This window comes from Pseudomonas sp. Irchel 3E13, assembly GCF_900187455.1.
In the GTDB taxonomy this organism is placed as follows: Bacteria; Pseudomonadota; Gammaproteobacteria; order Pseudomonadales; family Pseudomonadaceae; genus Aquipseudomonas.
This window is the reverse complement of record NZ_FYDX01000017.1, coordinates 82,674-100,441: the sequence shown is the minus strand read 5'-3', so window position 1 is coordinate 100,441 and position 17,768 is coordinate 82,674. Positions and strand designations below refer to the sequence as shown.

The 17,768-nt window shown below is 64.8% G+C and carries 18 protein-coding genes; 7 read left to right on the top strand and 11 right to left on the bottom strand.

Annotation, left to right across the window (positions count from 1 at the left end):
* Window positions 1-7: 7 nt before the first annotated feature.
* The 3 genes from gmhB to glyQ are packed head-to-tail and all read right to left on the bottom strand — an operon-like array spanning window position 8 to window position 3,543.
* Window positions 8-541, bottom strand: a complete 534-nt coding sequence (gene gmhB, locus CKW37_RS26200; protein WP_095159106.1) for a D-glycero-beta-D-manno-heptose 1,7-bisphosphate 7-phosphatase — start codon at window positions 539-541, stop codon at window positions 8-10.
* Window positions 542-544: 3 nt separating this feature from the next.
* Complete coding sequence (glyS, locus tag CKW37_RS26195) at window positions 545-2,599, bottom strand: glycine--tRNA ligase subunit beta (protein ID WP_095159105.1); 2,055 nt, start codon at window positions 2,597-2,599, stop codon at window positions 545-547.
* On the bottom strand, window positions 2,596-3,543 hold the full coding sequence (glyQ, locus tag CKW37_RS26190) for a glycine--tRNA ligase subunit alpha (RefSeq protein WP_095159136.1): 948 nt from the start codon (window positions 3,541-3,543) through the stop codon (window positions 2,596-2,598). The genes glyS and glyQ overlap by 4 nt, the downstream gene beginning before the upstream one ends.
* A gap of 82 nt (window positions 3,544-3,625) precedes the next feature.
* On the opposite strand from glyQ, the gene CKW37_RS26185 reads away from it, so the two are divergent.
* Complete coding sequence (locus CKW37_RS26185) at window positions 3,626-4,177, top strand: DNA-3-methyladenine glycosylase I (protein WP_095159104.1); 552 nt, start codon at window positions 3,626-3,628, stop codon at window positions 4,175-4,177.
* Window positions 4,178-4,216: 39 nt separating this feature from the next.
* Window positions 4,217-5,104 (top strand): lysophospholipid acyltransferase, encoded by an 888-nt coding sequence (locus tag CKW37_RS26180; RefSeq protein WP_095159103.1) that lies wholly within the window; start codon window positions 4,217-4,219, stop codon window positions 5,102-5,104.
* A 106-nt stretch (window positions 5,105-5,210) separates the two neighbouring features.
* On the opposite strand, the gene CKW37_RS26175 is transcribed toward CKW37_RS26180, so the two are convergent.
* From CKW37_RS26175 to def, 5 genes are read right to left on the bottom strand one after another with little or no spacing between them, the layout of a single operon-like run.
* A complete protein-coding gene (locus CKW37_RS26175) occupies window positions 5,211-5,525 on the bottom strand; it encodes a M48 family metallopeptidase (RefSeq protein ID WP_095159102.1) in 315 nt (104 codons plus the stop codon).
* Window positions 5,526-5,549: 24 nt separating this feature from the next.
* The gene (gene trkA / locus CKW37_RS26170) at window positions 5,550-6,923 is read right to left on the bottom strand and encodes a Trk system potassium transporter TrkA (protein WP_095159101.1); all 1,374 of its coding nucleotides are present in this window, start codon (window positions 6,921-6,923) and stop codon (window positions 5,550-5,552) included.
* A 21-nt stretch (window positions 6,924-6,944) separates the two neighbouring features.
* On the bottom strand, window positions 6,945-8,258 hold the full coding sequence (gene rsmB, locus CKW37_RS26165; protein WP_095159100.1) for a 16S rRNA (cytosine(967)-C(5))-methyltransferase RsmB: 1,314 nt from the start codon (window positions 8,256-8,258) through the stop codon (window positions 6,945-6,947).
* Entirely contained in the window at window positions 8,255-9,187 is a 933-nt protein-coding gene (fmt, locus tag CKW37_RS26160) for a methionyl-tRNA formyltransferase (protein ID WP_095159099.1), read from the bottom strand. The genes rsmB and fmt overlap by 4 nt, the downstream gene beginning before the upstream one ends.
* Window positions 9,188-9,245: 58 nt before the next feature.
* Window positions 9,246-9,752 carry a peptide deformylase gene (def, locus tag CKW37_RS26155; protein WP_095159098.1) on the bottom strand — a complete coding sequence of 169 codons (507 nt, stop codon included), beginning with the start codon at window positions 9,750-9,752 and terminating at the stop codon, window positions 9,246-9,248.
* A gap of 209 nt (window positions 9,753-9,961) precedes the next feature.
* Between def and dprA the strand changes: the two genes are divergently transcribed.
* Both dprA and CKW37_RS26145 read left to right on the top strand, forming a co-directional pair.
* Entirely contained in the window at window positions 9,962-11,059 is a 1,098-nt protein-coding gene (gene dprA / locus CKW37_RS26150; RefSeq protein WP_095159097.1) for a DNA-processing protein DprA, read from the top strand.
* A gap of 37 nt (window positions 11,060-11,096) precedes the next feature.
* The gene (locus tag CKW37_RS26145; protein ID WP_095159096.1) at window positions 11,097-11,654 is read left to right on the top strand and encodes an L-threonylcarbamoyladenylate synthase; all 558 of its coding nucleotides are present in this window, start codon (window positions 11,097-11,099) and stop codon (window positions 11,652-11,654) included.
* Window positions 11,655-11,770: 116 nt separating this feature from the next.
* Here the strand turns inward: CKW37_RS26145 and CKW37_RS26140 are convergent, their stop codons facing one another.
* The gene (locus CKW37_RS26140; RefSeq protein ID WP_095159095.1) at window positions 11,771-12,748 is read right to left on the bottom strand and encodes an NADPH:quinone reductase; all 978 of its coding nucleotides are present in this window, start codon (window positions 12,746-12,748) and stop codon (window positions 11,771-11,773) included.
* A 154-nt stretch (window positions 12,749-12,902) separates the two neighbouring features.
* Here CKW37_RS26140 and hemF point away from each other — a divergent pair, with 154 nt between their 5' ends.
* Both hemF and aroE read left to right on the top strand, forming a co-directional pair.
* Window positions 12,903-13,829, top strand: coding sequence for an oxygen-dependent coproporphyrinogen oxidase (gene hemF / locus CKW37_RS26135; protein ID WP_095159094.1), 927 nt, complete (start codon window positions 12,903-12,905; stop codon window positions 13,827-13,829).
* 55 nt (window positions 13,830-13,884) lie between these two features.
* A complete protein-coding gene (gene aroE / locus CKW37_RS26130; protein WP_095159093.1) occupies window positions 13,885-14,709 on the top strand; it encodes a shikimate dehydrogenase in 825 nt (274 codons plus the stop codon).
* A gap of 76 nt (window positions 14,710-14,785) precedes the next feature.
* On the opposite strand, the gene CKW37_RS26125 is transcribed toward aroE, so the two are convergent.
* Window positions 14,786-15,028: a hypothetical protein gene (locus CKW37_RS26125; RefSeq protein WP_095159092.1), complete on the bottom strand. Its 243-nt coding sequence runs from the start codon at window positions 15,026-15,028 to the stop codon at window positions 14,786-14,788.
* Between the two features lie 450 nt (window positions 15,029-15,478).
* On the bottom strand, window positions 15,479-17,050 hold the full coding sequence (locus tag CKW37_RS26120; protein WP_095159091.1) for a SulP family inorganic anion transporter: 1,572 nt from the start codon (window positions 17,048-17,050) through the stop codon (window positions 15,479-15,481).
* A gap of 360 nt (window positions 17,051-17,410) precedes the next feature.
* On the opposite strand from CKW37_RS26120, the gene CKW37_RS26115 reads away from it, so the two are divergent.
* A complete protein-coding gene (locus tag CKW37_RS26115) occupies window positions 17,411-17,740 on the top strand; it encodes a DOPA 4,5-dioxygenase family protein (RefSeq protein ID WP_095159090.1) in 330 nt (109 codons plus the stop codon).
* Window positions 17,741-17,768: the final 28 nt, after the last annotated feature.

The window sequence follows — 17,768 nt, the reverse complement described above, 5'->3', positions numbered from 1 at the left end:
AGGCGCGCTATTTGTGGATAAGTGCTCTGGCGACGGCAGCCAGGTCATCGAAAATCAGTGTATCCGGCGCAACGCCCTTGGCCAGGGTCTTCTCACCCTTGCCGGTGCGTACCAGAACCGGTTGAGCATCGACGGTTGCCGCAGCTTCCAGGTCACCGCTGCTGTCGCCGACGAACCACACGCCAGCGAGGCTGGCGTCATAGTGTTGGGCAATCTGCCGCAGCATTCCGGGCTTTGGCTTGCGGCAATCGCAGCCATCGTCCGGCCCGTGCGGGCAGTGGACGATCAGCCCGACTTCGCCACCCAGCGCGGCCACCAGCTCACGCAGGCGGGCGTGCATGGCGTCGAGGGTCGACAGCGGGTAGTAGCCGCGAGCGATGCCGGACTGGTTGGTGGCGACGGCCACCGTCCAGCCGGCCTGGCTCAACTGCGCGATGGCCTCGATCGAGCCGGGGATCGGAATCCATTCCTCCAGCGACTTGATGTAGGCGTCGGAGTCCTGGTTGATCACCCCGTCACGATCGAGAATCAGCAGTTTCAAGGCTTACCCCAGCAGCGAGATGTCGGCCACGCCCAGGAACAGACCGCGCAGGCGGCTGAGCAGGGCATAACGGTTGGCCCGCACGTTGGCGTCCTCGGCATTGACCATCACCGCTTCGAAGAACGCATCCACCGGCTCACGCAGGGCAGCCAGACGCGCCAGCGACTCGCGGTACTGACGCGCTGCTGCCAGCGGTTGCACGGCGTGGTCGGCCTGCTGGATCGCCGAGTACAGCGAGAACTCGTTGGCGTTGTCGAAGTACTTCGGCTCGACGGTGGTGGCCACGGTGCCTTCGGCTTTGCTCAGCAGGTTCGACACGCGCTTGTTCACCGCGGCCAGGGCGGCGGCTTCCGGCAGTTGGCGGAAGGCCTGTACGGCCTGCACGCGCTGGTCGAAGTCCAGCGCCGAACCCGGCTTCAGGGCACGGACCGACAGGTAGGTGGCAACATCGATGCCTTCATCTTCGTAGCGCGCACGCAGGCGGTCGAAGATGAACTCCAGCACCAGCTCGGCCAGGCCGGCCGGCTTGACCTTGGCACCGAACTGCTTGACCGCGAAGTCGACTGCTTCGGTCAGGTCCAGGTCCAGTTGCTTCTCGATCAGGATGCGCAGTACGCCCAGGGCCGCACGACGCAGTGCATACGGGTCTTTGCTGCCGGTTGGCAGCATGCCGATACCGAAGATGCCGACCAGGGTGTCGAGCTTGTCGGCGATGGCCACGGCCGCGCCGGTCAGGGTCGATGGCAGTTCAGCGCCAGCACCGCGCGGCATGTACTGCTCGTTCAGGGCCAGGGCGACATCTTCCGGCTCGCCGTCGTTGAGCGCGTAGTAGTAACCGGCAACGCCCTGCATTTCAGGGAATTCACCGACCATCTCGGAGGCCAGGTCGCACTTGGACAGCAGACCCGCGCGGGCAGCACGCTGGGCGTCGCCGCCGATCTTGCCGGCGATGAACGCGGCCAGATTCGAAACGCGCTCGGCCTTGTCGAAAACGCTGCCCAACTGGGCCTGGAAGACCACGTTCTGCAGGCGGTCGTTGAAGCTTGCCAGTGGCTGCTTCTTGTCCTGCTTGAAGAAGAACTCGGCGTCGGTCAGGCGTGGGCGCACGACCTTCTCGTTGCCTTCGACGATCTGCTTCGGATCGCGGCTCTCGACGTTGGCCACGGTGATGAAGCGCGGCAGCAGCTTGCCGTCGACGTCCAGCAGGCAGAAGTACTTCTGGTTGTCCTGCATGGTGGTGATCAGGGCTTCTTGCGGCACTTCGAGGAAACGTTCCTCGAACGAGCAGACCAGCGGAACCGGCCACTCGACCAGCGCGGTCACTTCGTCCAGCAGCGCTGGCGGCACGATCGCGGTGCCTTCCTGCTGCATCGCCAGTTCCGCGGTGCGCTTGCTGATCAGCTCGCGACGCTCGGCGAAGTCGGCCAGGACGTAGGCCTTGCGCAGGTCTTCCTGGTAGTTGGCCGGAGCGCTGATGCGTACGTTTTCCGGGTGGTGGAAGCGGTGGCCGCGAGACTCGCGACCGGCCGTCTGGGCGAGGATGGTGCAATCGACCACCTCGTCACCCAGCAGCATTACCAGCCATTGGGTCGGACGCACGAACTCTTCGCGGCGAGCACCCCAGCGCATGCGCTTGGGGATCGGCAGGTCGTTCAGCGAATCTTCGACGATGGTCGGCAGCAGGCTGGCGGTGGCCTTGCCCGGGATGTGCTGGGAGAAGCGCAGCTTGGCGCCGCTCTGGTCGATTTCCGACAGTTCAACGCCACACTTCTTGGCGAAACCCAGGGCGGCCTGGGTCGGGTTGCCTTCAGCGTCGAATGCGGCCTGGCGGGGCGGGCCGTCGACGTTGATGCTGCGGTCTGGCTGCTGGGTGTCGAGTTGACGGATCAGCACGGCCAGGCGACGCGGTGCGGCGTACACCTGTTTGCCGGTGTAGTTCAGGCCGGCGGCCTGCAGGCCTTTTTCGATGCCGGCGAGAAACGCATCGCCGAGGCTGGCCAGGGCCTTGGGTGGCAGCTCTTCGGTGCCCAGTTCAACCAGGAAATCTTGAGCACTCATTCTGCAGCCTCCAGCTTGGCCAACACTTCATCACGCAATTCAGGGGTTGCCATCGGGAAGCCCAGCTTGGCGCGAGCGAGCAGGTAGCTCTGCGCCACGGCGCGGGCCAGGGTGCGCACGCGCAGGATGTAACGCTGGCGCTCGGTGACCGAGATGGCGCGGCGGGCATCCAGCAGGTTGAAGGTGTGGGACGCCTTGAGGACCATTTCGTAGGTCGGCAGCGGCAGTTCCAGCTCGATCAGGCGGTTGGCTTCGCTTTCGTAGAAGTCGAACAGCTCGAACAGTTTCTCGACGTTGGCGTGTTCGAAGTTGTAGGTCGACTGCTCCACTTCGTTCTGGTGGAACACGTCGCCGTAGGTCACCTTGCCGAACGGACCGTCGGTCCAGACCAGGTCGTAGACCGAGTCGACGCCCTGCAGGTACATGGCCAGACGTTCCAGGCCATAGGTGATTTCACCGGTGACCGGCAGGCATTCGATGCCGCCAACTTGCTGGAAGTAGGTGAACTGGGTGACTTCCATGCCGTTGAGCCAGATTTCCCAACCCAGACCCCAGGCGCCGAGGGTCGGCGATTCCCAGTTGTCTTCGACGAAACGGATGTCGTGAACCAGCGGATCCAGGCCGATGGCTTTCAGCGAGCCGAGGTACAGCTCCTGGAAGTTGGCCGGGTTCGGCTTGAGCACCACCTGGAACTGGTAGTAGTGCTGCAGGCGGTTGGGGTTTTCACCGTAACGGCCATCGGCCGGGCGACGGCTTGGCTGTACGTAAGCGGCGTTCCAGGTTTCCGGGCCTACGGCGCGCAGAAACGTGGCGGTATGAAAGGTGCCGGCGCCCACTTCCATATCGTAGGGCTGAAGCACCACACAACCTTGCTCGGCCCAGTACTGCTGGAGCGCGAGGATCAAGTCTTGGAAGGTACGCACGGCTGGCGTAGGCTGGCTCACGAAATTCACCTGTTTCTAGGGCTGCGAATATAAAGAGCGGGAGTATAACCCGATTCGCCCCGGCCTCTACCCATGGTGCTTTATGCCACGTTGCTTTTGGTGTACCGACGATCCGCTGTACCAGGCTTATCACGATCAGGAATGGGGCACGCCGCAGCGCGATGCCCGGCAGCTCTTCGAAATGCTGCTTCTGGAAGGATTCCAGGCCGGTCTGTCGTGGATCACCGTGCTGAAAAAGCGCGAGCGTTATCGGCAAGTGCTGTTCGGTTTCGATCCCCACCGGCTGGCGCAGATGACCGATGAAGAGATCGAGGAACGCATGCTCGATCCCGGCATCATCCGCAACCGTCTGAAGCTCAACGCCGCCCGGCGCAATGCGCGGGCGTGGCTGGAACTGCAAGACCCGGCGCAGTGGCTGTGGTCCTTTGTCGGCGGCCAGCCGAAGATCAATCATTTTGTCGAGCGCATCGACGTGCCGGCGGTGACCGACGAGGCCAAGGCCATGAGCAAGGCGCTGCAAAAGGCCGGGTTCACCTTCGTCGGACCGACCATCTGCTATGCCTTCATGCAGGCCACCGGCATGGTTATGGATCACACCACCGACTGCGATCGATACTCCGCCCTGCTGCGCTGACGGTTACAATGCTCGGCTTGCTTACGGAGGAACCTGCCTGTGGAAAAGTTCAAGGGCGCCTTGATGGTCGGGGCGTTGCGGTTGTTTGCCAAGCTGCCTTGGGGCGCGGTGCAACGGGTCGGCGCGGCCATCGGCTGGATCATGTGGAAGGTGCCGAACAGCTCCCGTGAAGTGGTGCGGATCAACCTCGCCAAATGCTTCCCCGAGATGGACCCGGTCGAGCGCGAGAAGTTGGTGGGACGCTCGCTGATGGACATCGGCAAGTCTTTCACCGAAAGCGCCTGCGCCTGGATCTGGCCGGCGCAGCGTTCCATCGACCTGGTGCGTGAAGTCGAAGGCCTGGAGGTGTTGAAAGACGCGCTGGCCTCGGGCAAAGGCGTGGTTGGCATCACCAGCCACCTCGGCAACTGGGAAGTGCTCAACCACTTCTATTGCAGCCAGTGCAAACCGATCATTTTCTACCGCCCGCCCAAGCTCAAGGCGGTCGATGACCTGCTGCGCGAGCAGCGCGTGCAACTGGGCAACCGCGTTGCGCCTTCGACCAAGGAAGGCATCCTGAGCATCATCAAGGAAGTGCGTCGTGGCGGTCAGGTGGGGATTCCGGCTGACCCGGAGCCGGCCGAATCGGCGGGGATCTTCGTGCCGTTCCTGGGGACCAAAGCGCTGACCAGCAAGTTCGTGCCGAACATGCTGGCGGGCGGCAAGGCGGTCGGGGTGTTCCTGCATGCCTTGCGGCTGCCGGACGGTTCAGGCTTCAAGGTGATCCTCGAAGCGGCGCCGGAGGCGATGTACAGCACCGACACCGAGACCTCGGCGGCGGCGATGAGCCAGGTGGTGGAAAAGTATGTGCGGGCCTATCCGAGCCAGTACATGTGGAGCATGAAACGGTTCAAGAAGCGGCCGGCTGGGGAAGCTCGTTGGTATTAAGGGCCTCATCGCGACGGTTCGGCGCCCCGACGAGCTCGCTCCTACAGGGATGACGCAATCCCCTGTAGGAGCGAGCTTGCTCGCGAAGCCCTCGAAACCAGACGACTCAAATCCCCGCTTTATCCAGCTTCTTCAAGAACACCGCCATTTCCTTCTCGGCCTGCTTGTCCCCATGAGCCTGCGCCGCCGCAATCCCCTGCTGCCAGGCCGCCCGCGCCGCAGCGTTATCCCCAGCCGCCACCCACGCCTTGCCGAGCAACTTCCACGCCGCCGAATACTTCGGATCCAGCTCCACACACCGCGCCAGGTGCACCGCCGCTTCGGCGCCATTGCCTTCGTCCAGCCAGGACTTGCCCAGCCCAAAGCGCAACAGCGGGTTATCCACACCCTTGGCGAGCATCTTTTCCAGCGATTCGCGCATTGCCTTCCCTTCCTTCGGTAACGGTCAGAAGAACGTCAGACCGACGTGGAACAGCTTCTCCACATCGCGAATGTACTTTTTATCCACAACGAACAGGATCACGTGGTCGCCGCTCTTGATCACCGTGTCGTCGTGGGCGATCAGCACTTCGTCGTCGCGGATGATCGCGCCGATGGTGGTGCCTGGCGGCAGGTTGATGTCTTCGATGGACTTGCCCACCACCTTGCTCGACTTCGAGTCACCGTGGGCGATTGCTTCGATCGCCTCCGCCGCGCCACGGCGCAGGGAGTGCACGCTGACGATATCGCCGCGGCGCACGTGGGCCAGCAAGGTGCCGATGGTCGCCAGTTGCGGGCTGATGGCGATATCGATTTCGCCGCCCTGCACCAGGTCGACATAGGCCGGGTTGTTGATGATGGTCATCACCTTGCGCGCGCCGAGGCGCTTGGCCAGCAGCGAGGACATGATATTGGCCTCGTCGTCGTTGGTCAGGGCCAGGAAGATGTCGGCGTCGGCGATGTTCTCTTCCAGCAGCAGGTCGCGGTCCGAGGCACTGCCCTGGAGCACCACGGTGCTGTCGAGGTTGTCGGAGAGGTAGCGGCAGCGGGCCGCGTTCATCTCGATGATCTTCACCTGATAGCGGCTTTCGATGGCCTCGGCCAGGCGTTCGCCGATCTGCCCGCCACCGGCGATCACCACGCGCTTGTTGGTTTCATCGAGGCGGCGCAGCTCGCCCATCACCGCGCGGATGTGCGCCTTGGCGGCGATGAAGAACACCTCGTCGTCGGCTTCGATCACCGTGTCGCCTTGCGGCAGGATCGGCCGGTCGCGACGGAAGATCGCCGCCACGCGGGTGTCGACATTCGGCATGTGCGCGCGGATCTGGCGCAGTTGCTGGCCCACCAGCGGCCCGCCGTAGTAAGCCTTCACCGCCACCAGTTGCGCCTTGCCTTCGGCGAAGTCGATCACCTGTAGCGCGCCGGGGTGTTCGATCAGGCGCTTGATGTAGTGGGTCACCACCTGTTCCGGGCTGATGAGCACGTCCACCGGAATGGCTTCGTTGTCGAACAGCTCGTTGCGGGTCAGGTAGGCGGACTCGCGGACCCGGGCGATCTTGGTCGGGGTGTGGAACAGCGTGTATGCGACCTGGCAGGCGACCATGTTGGTCTCATCGCTGTTGGTCACCGCTACCAGCATGTCGGCGTCGTCGGCGCCGGCCTGGCGCAGGATGGTCGGCAGCGAGCCGCGACCCTGGACGGTGCGGATATCGAGGCGATCGCCGAGATCGCGCAGGCGTTCGCCATCGGTGTCGACCACGGTGATGTCGTTGGCTTCGCTGGCCAGGTGTTCGGCCAGTGTCCCGCCGACCTGCCCCGCGCCAAGGATGATGATCTTCATCCGCTGTCCCTTCCCTTGTTGTTATAGGCCGCGCGCGGCGGCGATTTTTATCAGCTTGGCGTAGTAGAAACCGTCGTGCCCGCCTTCCTGGGCGAGCAGTTGGCGACCGTGCGGCTGGCGAATGCCGGCGTTGGTGGCCAGGTCCAGCTCGCGGGCGCCGGGGGTGCGGGCGAGGAACGCCTCGATCACCTCGGTGTTTTCCGTGGGCAAGGTGGAGCAGGTGGCGTAGAGCAGCATGCCGCCGACCTCGAGGGTCGGCCAGAGCGCGTCGAGCAATTCGCCTTGCAGGGCGGCCAGCGCGGCGATGTCGTCGGGCTGGCGGGTCAGCTTGATGTCCGGGTGGCGGCGGATCACGCCGGTGGCCGAGCACGGTGCGTCCAGCAGGATGCGCTGGAAGCCCTGGCCGTCCCACCACTCGCCGGTGTCGCGGGCATCGCAGGCGATCAGTTGGGCGTCGAGGCCGAGGCGGTCGAGGTTCTCGCGAACCCGCACCAGGCGCTTGGCTTCCAGGTCGATGGCGACCACGCCGGCCAGCTTCGGCTCGGCTTCGAGCAGGTGGCAGGTCTTGCCGCCGGGGGCGCAGCAGGCGTCCAGCACCCGTTGCCCCGGCGCCAGCTCCAGCAGGTCGGCGGCCAGTTGCGCGGCTTCGTCCTGGACGCTAATCCAGCCTTCGGCGAAGCCGGGCAGGTCACGCACATCGCTGGCGGCGGCGAGGAGGATACCGTCGGCGCTGTACTGGCACGGCGCGGCGTCGATGCCGGCCTGGCGCAGCAGTTCGAGGTAGGCGTCGCGGCTGTGATGGCGGCGGTTGACCCGCAGGATCATCGGCGGATGAGCGTTGTTGGCGGCGCAGATGGCTTCCCACTGCTCCGGCCAGAATGCCTTCAGCGACTTTTGCAGCCAGCGCGGGTGGGCGGTGCGCACCACCGGATCGCGCTCCAGCTCGGCGAGGATGTCGTTGCCTTCACGTTGGGCGCGGCGCAGCACGGCGTTGAGCAGGCCCTTGGCCCACGGCTTTTTCAGCTTGTCGGCGCAGCCCACGGTTTCGCCGATTGCGGCGTGCTCCGGGACGCGGGTGTAGAACAACTGATACAGGCCCACCAGCAGCAGCGCCTGTACATCGGCGTCGGCGCTCTTGAAAGGTTTTTGCAGCAGGCGCTCGGCCAGCGCCGAGAGCCGTGGCTGCCAGCGCGCGGTGCCGAAGGCGAGGTCTTGGGTCAGGCCGCGGTCGCGGGCCTCGACCTTATCCAGTTGCGCCGGCAGCGAACTGTTCAGCGAGGCTTTGCCGCTGAGCACGGCGGCCAGGGCGCGGGCGGCGGCCAGACGCGGGTTCATTGGCCGAGTACCGTGCCGGGGGTGAATTTCTCGCGGCGGCTGTTGAACAGGTCGCTGAAGTTCAGCGCCTTGCCGCCGGGCAGTTGCAGGCGGGTCAGGCTCAGTGCCTGCTCGCCGCAGGCGACGACCAGGCCGTCCTTGCTCGCCGAAAGGATTTCACCCGGCGCGCCCTGGCCTTCGGCCAGGTTGGCGGCCAGCACTTTCAGCGCTTCGCCCGCCAGGGTGCTGTGGCAGATCGGCCATGGATTGAAGGCGCGCACCAGACGCTCCAGCTCGACGGCCGGGCGGCTCCAGTCCAGGCGTGCTTCGTCCTTGTTCAGCTTGTGTGCATACGTGGCCAGGGCATCGTCCTGCACTTCGCCTTGCAGGGTGCCAGCGTCGAGGCCGGCGATGGCTTCCAGCACGGCGGGCGGGCCGAGTTCGGCCAGGCGGTCATGCAGGGTGCCGCCGGTGTCCGTGGCGCTGATCGGCGTGCTGACTTTCAGCAGCATCGGGCCCGTGTCCAGGCCGGCCTCCATGCGCATCACGGTCACGCCGCTCTCGGCATCGCCGGCTTCCACGGCGCGCTGGATCGGCGCGGCACCGCGCCAGCGCGGCAGCAGCGAGGCGTGGCTGTTGATGCAGCCGAGCTTGGGAATATCCAGCACCACTTGCGGCAGGATCAGGCCGTAGGCCACCACCACCATCAGGTCTGGCGCGAGCGCGGCCAGTTCGGCCTGGGCGTCGGGGTTGCGCAAGGTCGGCGGTTGCAGCACCGGAATGTTGTTATCCACAGCCAGTTGCTTCACCGGGCTGGGCATCAGCTTCTGCCCACGGCCGGCCGGACGGTCCGGCTGGGTGTAGACGGCGATGATTTCGTGGTGGCTGGCCAGCAGGGCCTTGAGGTGTTCGGCGGCAAACTCGGGGGTGCCCGCGAAGACGATGCGCATGGAGTTCTCGCTTAAAAGAAAAAGGCTTGCCGGAGCAAGCCTTCTGGAGTGAGGAGGATCAAGCTTGCTGGCGGTGCTGCTTTTCCAGCTTCTTCTTGATGCGGTCGCGTTTGAGCGTCGACAGGTAATCGACGAACAGCTTGCCGTTGAGGTGGTCGCATTCGTGCTGGATGCACACGGCCAGCAGGCCTTCGGCGATCAGCTCGTAGGGTTTGCCGTCGCGGTCCAGGGCCTTGACCCGGACTTTCAGCGGACGGTCGACGTTCTCGTAGAACCCCGGCACCGACAGGCAGCCTTCCTGGTACTGGCCCATGTCGTCGGTCAGTTCTTCCAGCTCGGGATTGATGAACACCCGCGGCTCGCTGCGATCTTCGCTGAGGTCCATGACCACGACGCGCTTGTGCACGTTGACCTGGGTCGCGGCCAGGCCGATGCCTGGGGCTTCGTACATGGTTTCAAACATGTCATCCACCAACTGGCGGATGGCGTCGTCGACTTCCGTCACCGGTTTGGCGATGGTGCGAAGGCGCGGGTCCGGGAATTCGAGGATGTTCAGAATGGCCATAAGCGTATGAGCTGCACTGTGCGATGTGTGACAAACATGAGCGCACATAATAAAGGGATTCTGCGCGTTCGGCACCTGCGAAAAGGTCGTCTAGGGTTGAAAAGCCGGCTGTCGGACCGCGTTCGTCGGGCAGTTGTCAAAGCATTATCAACAGAGTTATCCACAGGTTGTGAGATGTGGGTAATCCCGAAAAGATCAAGGACGGTCTTATGCCCTGCCCCGATTTTCCCGCTTGCCCGCCCGCCGAGCTGGAGGCGCGTTTGCGTCTGCAGCGTCTGCCCGAGGTCGGCCCGCGACGTTTTCTGAAACTGATCCACGCGTTTGGTAGTGCCTCGGCGGCGCTCAGCGCACCGGCTTCCGCCTGGCGGACGCTGGGTCTGCCGCCAGCGGCGAGCGAGGCCCGACGCAGCGCCGAAGTGCGCGATGGCGCGGCGGCGGCAATGGCCTGGCTAGAGCGTTCGGGCCAGCATTTGCTGATGTGGGACGACCCTGCGTACCCAGCCCTGCTCGCCGAAATTCCCGTGCCGCCGCCACTGCTGTTCGTCGCGGGCGACCCCACGCTTGTGGATAAACCGCAGCTCGCCATCGTCGGCAGCCGCCGAGCTTCGCCACCGGCGTTGGCCACCGCGGCGGCGTTTTCCCGCAGTTTGGCCCGGGCGGGTTTTGTCGTGACCAGTGGCCTGGCCCTGGGCATCGATGGTGCCGCTCACCAAGCCGCCATCGACGTGGGCGGGGCGACGATCGGTGTGCTCGGCACCGGCTTGCAAAAACTTTATCCACAGCGCCACCGCCACCTGGCACGTCACATGCTGGAACAAGGCAGTGCGCTGGTTTCCGAGTTTCCCCTGGATGCCGGGCCGCTGCCCGCCAACTTCCCACGGCGCAACCGCATCATCAGCGGACTTTCCCTGGGCGTGCTGGTGGTGGAGGCGAGCCTCGCCAGTGGCTCGTTGATCACCGCGCGGCTGGCGGCGGAACAGGGTCGCGAGGTGTTCGCCATTCCCGGTTCGATCCACCACCCCGGCGCCAAGGGCTGCCACCAGTTGATCCGCGACGGTGCGCTGCTGGTGGAAAGCATCGAGCAGATCCTTGAAAGCCTGCGCGGCTGGCAGAACCTTTCGCCGGCGCCTGTGGATAAACCTGCTCATCCGTTGGTTGCCCTGCTGCTGGCCGCGCCACTGACCAGCGAAGGCCTGGCCCACGCCAGCGGCCTGCCGCTGAACCGCGTGCTGGCGACGTTGACCGACCTGGAGCTGGATGGCCGCGTGTGCAATGAAGCCGGGCGTTGGTTTGCCCGCCCTGGCTAAGTAAACTGCCCACCAGCCTTCAAGCGGAGTAACAGAAATGGTCAACAGTTGGCGTGCGCAACAAGCCGCGCGGGAAATCCGGGCCGGAGCGGTGATCGCCTATCCGACCGAAGCGGTCTGGGGCCTGGGCTGTGACCCATGGAACGAAGAAGCGGTGGACCGGCTGCTGGCGCTCAAGTCGCGCTCGGTGAACAAGGGCCTGATCCTGATCGCCGACAACATCCGCCAGTTCGACTTCCTCTTCGAAGACTTCCCCGAACTCTGGCTCGACCGCATGGCCAGCACCTGGCCCGGCCCGAACACCTGGCTGGTGCCGCACCAGGGCATGCTGCCGGAGTGGATCACCGGCGTGCATGACACCGTGGCGTTGCGGGTCAGTGATCATCCGCTGGTGCGGGATCTGTGTTCGCTGGTTGGCCCGCTGGTATCGACCTCGGCCAACCCGGCCGGACGTCCGGCCGCCAAGTCGCGGTTGCGGGTGGAGCAGTATTTCCACAACCAGCTTGATCTGGTGCTGGGTGGGGCGTTGGGTGGGCGGAAGAATCCGAGTGTGATTCGGGATCTGGCCAGTGGTGAGGTGGTTCGGGCGGGCTGACTAACGGCTCACTCGCCCCCCTGTAGGAGCGAGCTTGCTCGCGATGAAGCCATCTTGCGGGGCTATCGCGAGCAAGCTCGCTCCTACAGGGGGGGGAACACGCGCAGTCCGGAAAATCAGGGAATCAGGACAGTCGACCCCACCGTCCGCCGCGCCGACAACGCCTCCTGCGCTTTCGCCGCCTCAGCCAGCGAATAGCGCTGTTGGATATCCACCTTCAGCTTGCCGCTGGCGATCATCGCGAACAGTTCGTTGGCCATGGCCTGGGTGTTTTCCGCGCTGTTGGCGTAGCTCGCCAGGGTCGGGCGGGTGACGTACAGCGAGCCCTTCTGCGCCAGGATGCCGAGGTTGACTCCGCTCACCGCGCCCGACGCATTACCGAAACTCACCATCAAACCACGCGGCGCCAGGCAGTCCAGCGACGTCAGCCAGGTGTCCTGGCCCACGCCGTCATACACCACCGGGCATTTCTTGCCGTCGGTCAATTCCAGCACCCGCTTTGCCACGTCTTCACGGCTGTAATCGATGGTCGCCCAGGCGCCCAGGGCCTTGGCGCGTTCGGCTTTTTCCGCCGAGCTGACGGTGCCGATCAGCTTGGCGCCCAGCGCCTTGGCCCATTGGCAGGCCAGCGATCCCACCCCGCCCGCCGCCGCATGGAACAGGATGATCTGGCCCGGCTGCACGTCGAAGGTCTGGCGCAGCAGGTACTGCACGGTCAGGCCCTTGAGCATCACCGCAGCGGCGTCTTCGAAGCTGATGCTTTGCGGAATCTCCACCAGGTTGTTCGCCGGCAGTTCATGCAGTTCGCTGTAGGCGCCCAGCGGGCCGCCACCGTAGGCCACGCGGTCGCCAACCTTGAAGCGGCTCACGCCATCGCCCACCGCCTCGACCACGCCGGCGCCCTCGGTGCCGAGGCCGGACGGCAGGGCGGGCGGCGCGTAGAGGCCGCTACGGAAATAGGTGTCGATGAAATTCAGACCGATGGCGTGGTTGCGCACGAGAACATTGCCCGGCGCCGGTGCCGTGGGTTCGAAATCGACCAGGGTCAGTACCTCGGGGCCGCCATGCTGGCTGAACTGAATACGCTTGGCCATCTGCACTCTCCTGAGACATCGGGGAAAGGGCCTATCGGACGCTTTTGCTTGATCGCCGTCAACTACGGAGGGCACATGCACGGTGGTATGCTGTGCGCCGAATTTTTCCGCCGGTGCCGCCTGGGCCGGCCCATGCCCGCTTCAAGGTGACCCGATGACTAGCCGCACCGAGGCCGTGAAAGCCTACCTGCTGGACCTGCAAGACCGGATTTGCGCCGCTCTGGAAACCGAAGACGGCGGCGCCCGCTTCGTCGAGGATGCCTGGACCCGTGAGGCCGGCGGTGGCGGACGCACCCGGGTGATCGGCGACGGCAAGGTCATCGAGAAAGGCGGCGTCAACTTCTCCCACGTCTTCGGCAGCGGCCTGCCGCCCTCGGCCAGCGCCCACCGCCCTGAACTGGCGGGCCGTGGCTTCGAAGCCCTCGGCGTGTCGCTGGTGATCCACCCGCACAACCCGCATGTGCCGACGTCCCACGCCAACGTGCGCTTCTTCATCGCCGAGAAAGAAGGCGAAGAAGCGGTCTGGTGGTTCGGCGGCGGTTTCGACCTGACCCCGTACTACGGCAACGAAGAAGACTGCATTCACTGGCACCGCGTGGCCGAGCAGGCCTGCGCGCCGTTCGGTGCCGACGTCTACCCGCGCTACAAAGCCTGGTGCGACCGCTATTTCCACCTCAAGCACCGCGGCGAGCCGCGCGGCATCGGCGGCCTGTTCTTCGACGACCTGAACGAATGGGACTTCGACACCAGCTTCGCCTTCATGCGCGCCATCGGCGATGCCTACGTCGAGGCGTACCTGCCGATCATCCAGCGCCGCAAGGCCGAGCCGTACACCGCCGAACAGCGCGAATTCCAGGAATTCCGCCGTGGCCGCTACGTCGAGTTCAACCTGGTCTACGACCGCGGCACCCTGTTCGGCCTGCAGTCGGGCGGGCGTACCGAGTCGATCCTCATGTCACTGCCGCCGCAAGTGCGTTGGGGCTACGACTGGAAGCCCGAGCCGGGCAGCGCCGAAGCTCGCCTGACCGAGTACTTCCTGCAGGATCGCGACTGGCTGAATCTGGACAAGGCCGGGCACTGAGCCCATTGTGCACAACCGTTGCCCGGTCGTCGGGCCTGACTGAGGAAGCGCGTGAATGGACCAGTACGTTGTATTCGGCAATCCGATCGGCCACAGCAAGTCGCCGTTGATCCACCGGCTGTTTGCCGACCAGACTGGCCAGGCGTTGGAATACGACACCCTGCTGGCGCCGCTGGATGATTTCACCGCGTGCGCGCTGGGCTTCTTCAAACAGGGCCTTGGCGCCAACGTCACCGTGCCGTTCAAGGAAGAAGCCTTCCGCCTGGTCGACCGCCTCACCCCCCGCGCCCAGCGCGCCGGGGCGGTGAACACCCTGAGCAAGCTGGAAGACGGCACCCTGTTGGGCGACAACACCGACGGCGCCGGACTGGTGCGTGACCTCACCGTCAACGCGGGCGTGGAACTGGCCGGCAAGCGCATCCTTCTGCTCGGTGCCGGCGGCGCGGTGCGCGGGGTGTTGGAGCCGCTGCTGGCGCACAACCCGGCGTCGTTGGTGATCGCCAACCGCACCGTGGAAAAGGCCGAGCAACTGGCCCGCGAATTCGCCGACCTCGGTCCGGTGGCGGCCAGCGGCTTCAGTTGGCTCAAGGAGCCGGTGGATCTCATCATCAACGCCACCTCGGCGAGCCTCGCCGGCGAAATGCCGCCGATCGACCCGAGCCTGATCCAGCCGGGCCTGACCGTGTGCTACGACATGATGTACGGCAAGGAGCCGACCCCGTTCTGCCAATGGGCCACCGAACACGGCGCGGCCAAGGTGCTGGACGGTCTGGGCATGCTGGCCGAGCAGGCGGCGGAGGCGTTCTTCATCTGGCGCGGTGTACGGCCGGATAGTGCGCCGGTGCTGGCGGAGCTGCGTCGGCAGTTGGCGCGGGGATAGTCCCGGGGCGAAGATCGAAAAAACCGGCCGTTGAGTGAATTCAACGGCCGGTTTTTTTATGGCGCTTGGGGCGGGGTTATATCGGCATGTTCACCGTTGATTTCGCCATCGCGACATTCAGGAATGCCTTGGTGACCCTGAGGTGGACCTGCGTACTGCTCAGCGCTTCTTGATGTCGGGGCTTGGCTTGCTCGGGCAACTGGCTGACGGTTTCGAGCGCGTGGTCCAGGTACTCGGCGGCCTTGCTGATTGCATCGGCGTGCGTGAGGCCGGGTTTGATACTGAGGATAGGGGGTGGATCGGGAACGAGCTTTTTCATGGCGAATCTCCTGGGTGAAAGGAGCTGCCATTGCCTGCTGTCAAACAGATGGTGGTAGCTGTACGCGGGTTGACAGACCGGTCCAGGAAACCCGGCGCACCATGAGGTGCCCACGCGCACAGCTGCCATAACAGCGGTGGCGACCTGAAGGGCGGCCTGTCAAAGCCGATCGTCGATGTTCAACGACCGCCGAAGACTAGGCAGCGATTAACCAGGGCGCAACAGCTAATGAGGCGCGGCAGTATGCTTGGGAAGTTGCCTACAAGAAAGTCGGAGATTGGTGAAGTTCGTAGCTATATGCGACACCAACAGGAACCGTTTTCACAGCCCCATCGCGAGCAAGCGCGCTCCTACAGGGGTTTGGGCAAGCCATTGTAGGAGCGAGCTTGCTCGCGATGCGAAGGGCACTGAGAACCATCGACATGCACATGGCAGCCACCCGAGCAGGCTTCAGTCTTCAAACCGAATCGGACACCGCTCCACCCCTTCCAGCTTCTGCAACTCTTCAACCACCTGTGGCCGCGCCCGACGCAAGGTCAGGCTGCGGTCCTGTCGCCGCAAGCGCCGCGCTTCCTGATGCAGCATCTCGACCCCGGAATAGTCGATGAAGTTGATCTGCCGCGCATCGATCACCACCTCGGCCGCCTGGCAGCGCTGCAGCCGCACCTGCAGGTAGTGGCTGGCGCCAAAGAAGATCGAACCACCCACCCGCAACACATCCGCCTCGCCTTCCCGGCTCTGCTGCACCCGCGGCTGCGAGGTGCGCTTGAGGTAGAAGAACAGCGACGCCAGCACCCCGGCGTAGATCGCCGTCTGCAATTCCAGCAGCAAGGTGGCGACGAAGGTCAGGAGCATCACCAGAAACTCCGGCCGGCTGACCCGGTACAGCGCGCGGATCGCGCGGTGATCCACCAGCCCCCAGCAGATCAGCAGGATGCTCCCGGCCATCGCCGGGATCGGGATGTGCGCGATCAGTTGTGCACCGGCTACGGCGAACAATCCCACCCACAGCGCGGAAAAGATCCCGGCCAGCGGCGAGCGGGCACCGGCATCGTAGTTCAGCCCGGAGCGGGTGAACGAGCCGGACGAGAGGTAACCCGAGCACCACGCGCCGATCATGTTGGACAGGCCCTGGGCGCGGATTTCCTGGTTGGCGTCGATCAACTGTTCCGAGCGAATCGACAGCGAGCGGGCGATGGACAGGCTGGTGACCAGGCCAAGCATGCCCACCGCCACTGCGCCGGGCAGCAAGCGCAGGATCAGTTCGAGGTCGAGCAACGGCAGCGGGCTCAGCGGCGGCAGTTGGCCGATAAACGCCGGCACCCGGGCGACATGCCCGAACATCGCCGGCCACAGCACCGCCAGCAGGCTCGCCCCGACCAGACTTATCAACAGGCTGGGCCAGCGCGGCCGGGTCAGTTTGATCAGCATGCCGATCAGCAACGTGCCCAATCCCAGCAGCAGCGACGGCACGTCGATCTCGCCGACGTGCTCCAGCAGACTTTCCAGGGTTCTCAGTGCGGTGGTCTGGCTGTCCAGGTCGAGCCCCATCAGGCTCGGCAACTGGCCGAGGGCGATGACCACGGCGGCGCCGAGGGTGAAGCCGATCACCACCGAATGGGAAACGAAGTTCACCAGCGCGCCGAAGCGCAGCATGCCCATCAACCACTGGAACACGCCGGCGAGGAAGGTCAGCAACAGGATCAGGGTGATGTAGTCCGCGCTGCCGGCCACCGCCATGGGGCTGACGCTGGCGTAGAGGACGATGGAGATGGCGGCGGTCGGCCCGCAGATCAGGTGCCACGACGAGCCCCAGAGGCAGGCGATCAGCACCGGCACGATGGCGGCATAGAGTCCGTATTCGGCGGGCAGGCCGGCGATCAGGGCGTAGGCGATGGACTGCGGCAGCGCCAGAATCGCCCCACTCAGGCCCACCAGCAGGTCGCGGCGCACGCTGGCGCGGTTCTGCTGCGGCAGCCAGCGCAGAAAGGGCAGGAGTCTGTGGCGATCGGGCCAGGCCATGGGGTCGCTCTATACCGGTGAAGGCCGTTCAGGGTGCGGTGTCCGGCGCGCAGGTGCAAGCGGGCGATGCCGGCGCTGACCGAGGCCTGTGTACTGCTGTACGAGCAGGTACACGTGAGGTTTCGGTGCTGGACGATGGTGTTGCCGTTGTTTCGCGGTTTTGGTGGCTGCCGTTCTTGAGCCGGGCCTGCTTTGCCGGCCGCTTGAAGGATCAATTCGTTCTGCTTTTGGATGGTACGTAGTACGTCCTTGGTGTAACCCGCTCGGTACGCGGGCGGAACGATTCGTCGAATGGTTGGGTGAAGAGCCATCCCGGCAGCCGGTATAGTGCCGGGCAGACCAGTTTTCCAAGGAGTCAGTGTGCAAAGGATCAAGGGGTATCACGCCCACGTGTATTACGACGCCAGCACGTTCGAGCAGGCGCGTTTGTTATGCGAAGAGGCGTCGGCGCTGTTTCCGGTGACCATGGGGCGCATGCACCGCAAATTGGTGGGGCCGCATCCGGATTGGAGCTGCCAGTTGGCCTTCGGGCCGGAGGTGGTCGGGGTGGTGTTGCCGTGGCTGGCGCTGTATCGCCAGGGGCTGGTGGTGTTTCTGCATCCGCTGACCGGGGATGAGCTGGCGGACCACCGGGATCATGCGATCTGGATGGGGGCGGTCAGGCCGCTGGATCTTTCGATTTTTGAGTGATGTCTGGGGCCGCAACGCGGCCTCTCGC

What these genes read in the sequence shown, in the direction of transcription:
- glyS (WP_095159105.1), bottom strand. Translation starts at nt 2,599, where the DNA reads ATGAGTGCTCAAGATTTCCTGGTTGAACTGGGCACCGAAGAGCTGCCA.
- CKW37_RS26185 (WP_095159104.1), top strand. Translation starts at nt 3,626, where the DNA reads ATGCCACGTTGCTTTTGGTGTACCGACGATCCGCTGTACCAGGCTTAT.
- CKW37_RS26175 (WP_095159102.1), bottom strand. Translation starts at nt 5,525, where the DNA reads ATGCGCGAATCGCTGGAAAAGATGCTCGCCAAGGGTGTGGATAACCCG.
- trkA (WP_095159101.1), bottom strand. Translation starts at nt 6,923, where the DNA reads ATGAAGATCATCATCCTTGGCGCGGGGCAGGTCGGCGGGACACTGGCC.
- rsmB (WP_095159100.1), bottom strand. Translation starts at nt 8,258, where the DNA reads ATGAACCCGCGTCTGGCCGCCGCCCGCGCCCTGGCCGCCGTGCTCAGC.
- fmt (WP_095159099.1), bottom strand. Translation starts at nt 9,187, where the DNA reads ATGCGCATCGTCTTCGCGGGCACCCCCGAGTTTGCCGCCGAACACCTC.
- def (WP_095159098.1), bottom strand. Translation starts at nt 9,752, where the DNA reads ATGGCCATTCTGAACATCCTCGAATTCCCGGACCCGCGCCTTCGCACC.
- dprA (WP_095159097.1), top strand. Translation starts at nt 9,962, where the DNA reads ATGCCCTGCCCCGATTTTCCCGCTTGCCCGCCCGCCGAGCTGGAGGCG.
- CKW37_RS26145 (WP_095159096.1), top strand. Translation starts at nt 11,097, where the DNA reads ATGGTCAACAGTTGGCGTGCGCAACAAGCCGCGCGGGAAATCCGGGCC.
- CKW37_RS26140 (WP_095159095.1), bottom strand. Translation starts at nt 12,748, where the DNA reads ATGGCCAAGCGTATTCAGTTCAGCCAGCATGGCGGCCCCGAGGTACTG.
- hemF (WP_095159094.1), top strand. Translation starts at nt 12,903, where the DNA reads ATGACTAGCCGCACCGAGGCCGTGAAAGCCTACCTGCTGGACCTGCAA.
- aroE (WP_095159093.1), top strand. Translation starts at nt 13,885, where the DNA reads ATGGACCAGTACGTTGTATTCGGCAATCCGATCGGCCACAGCAAGTCG.
- CKW37_RS26125 (WP_095159092.1), bottom strand. Translation starts at nt 15,028, where the DNA reads ATGAAAAAGCTCGTTCCCGATCCACCCCCTATCCTCAGTATCAAACCC.
- CKW37_RS26120 (WP_095159091.1), bottom strand. Translation starts at nt 17,050, where the DNA reads ATGGCCTGGCCCGATCGCCACAGACTCCTGCCCTTTCTGCGCTGGCTG.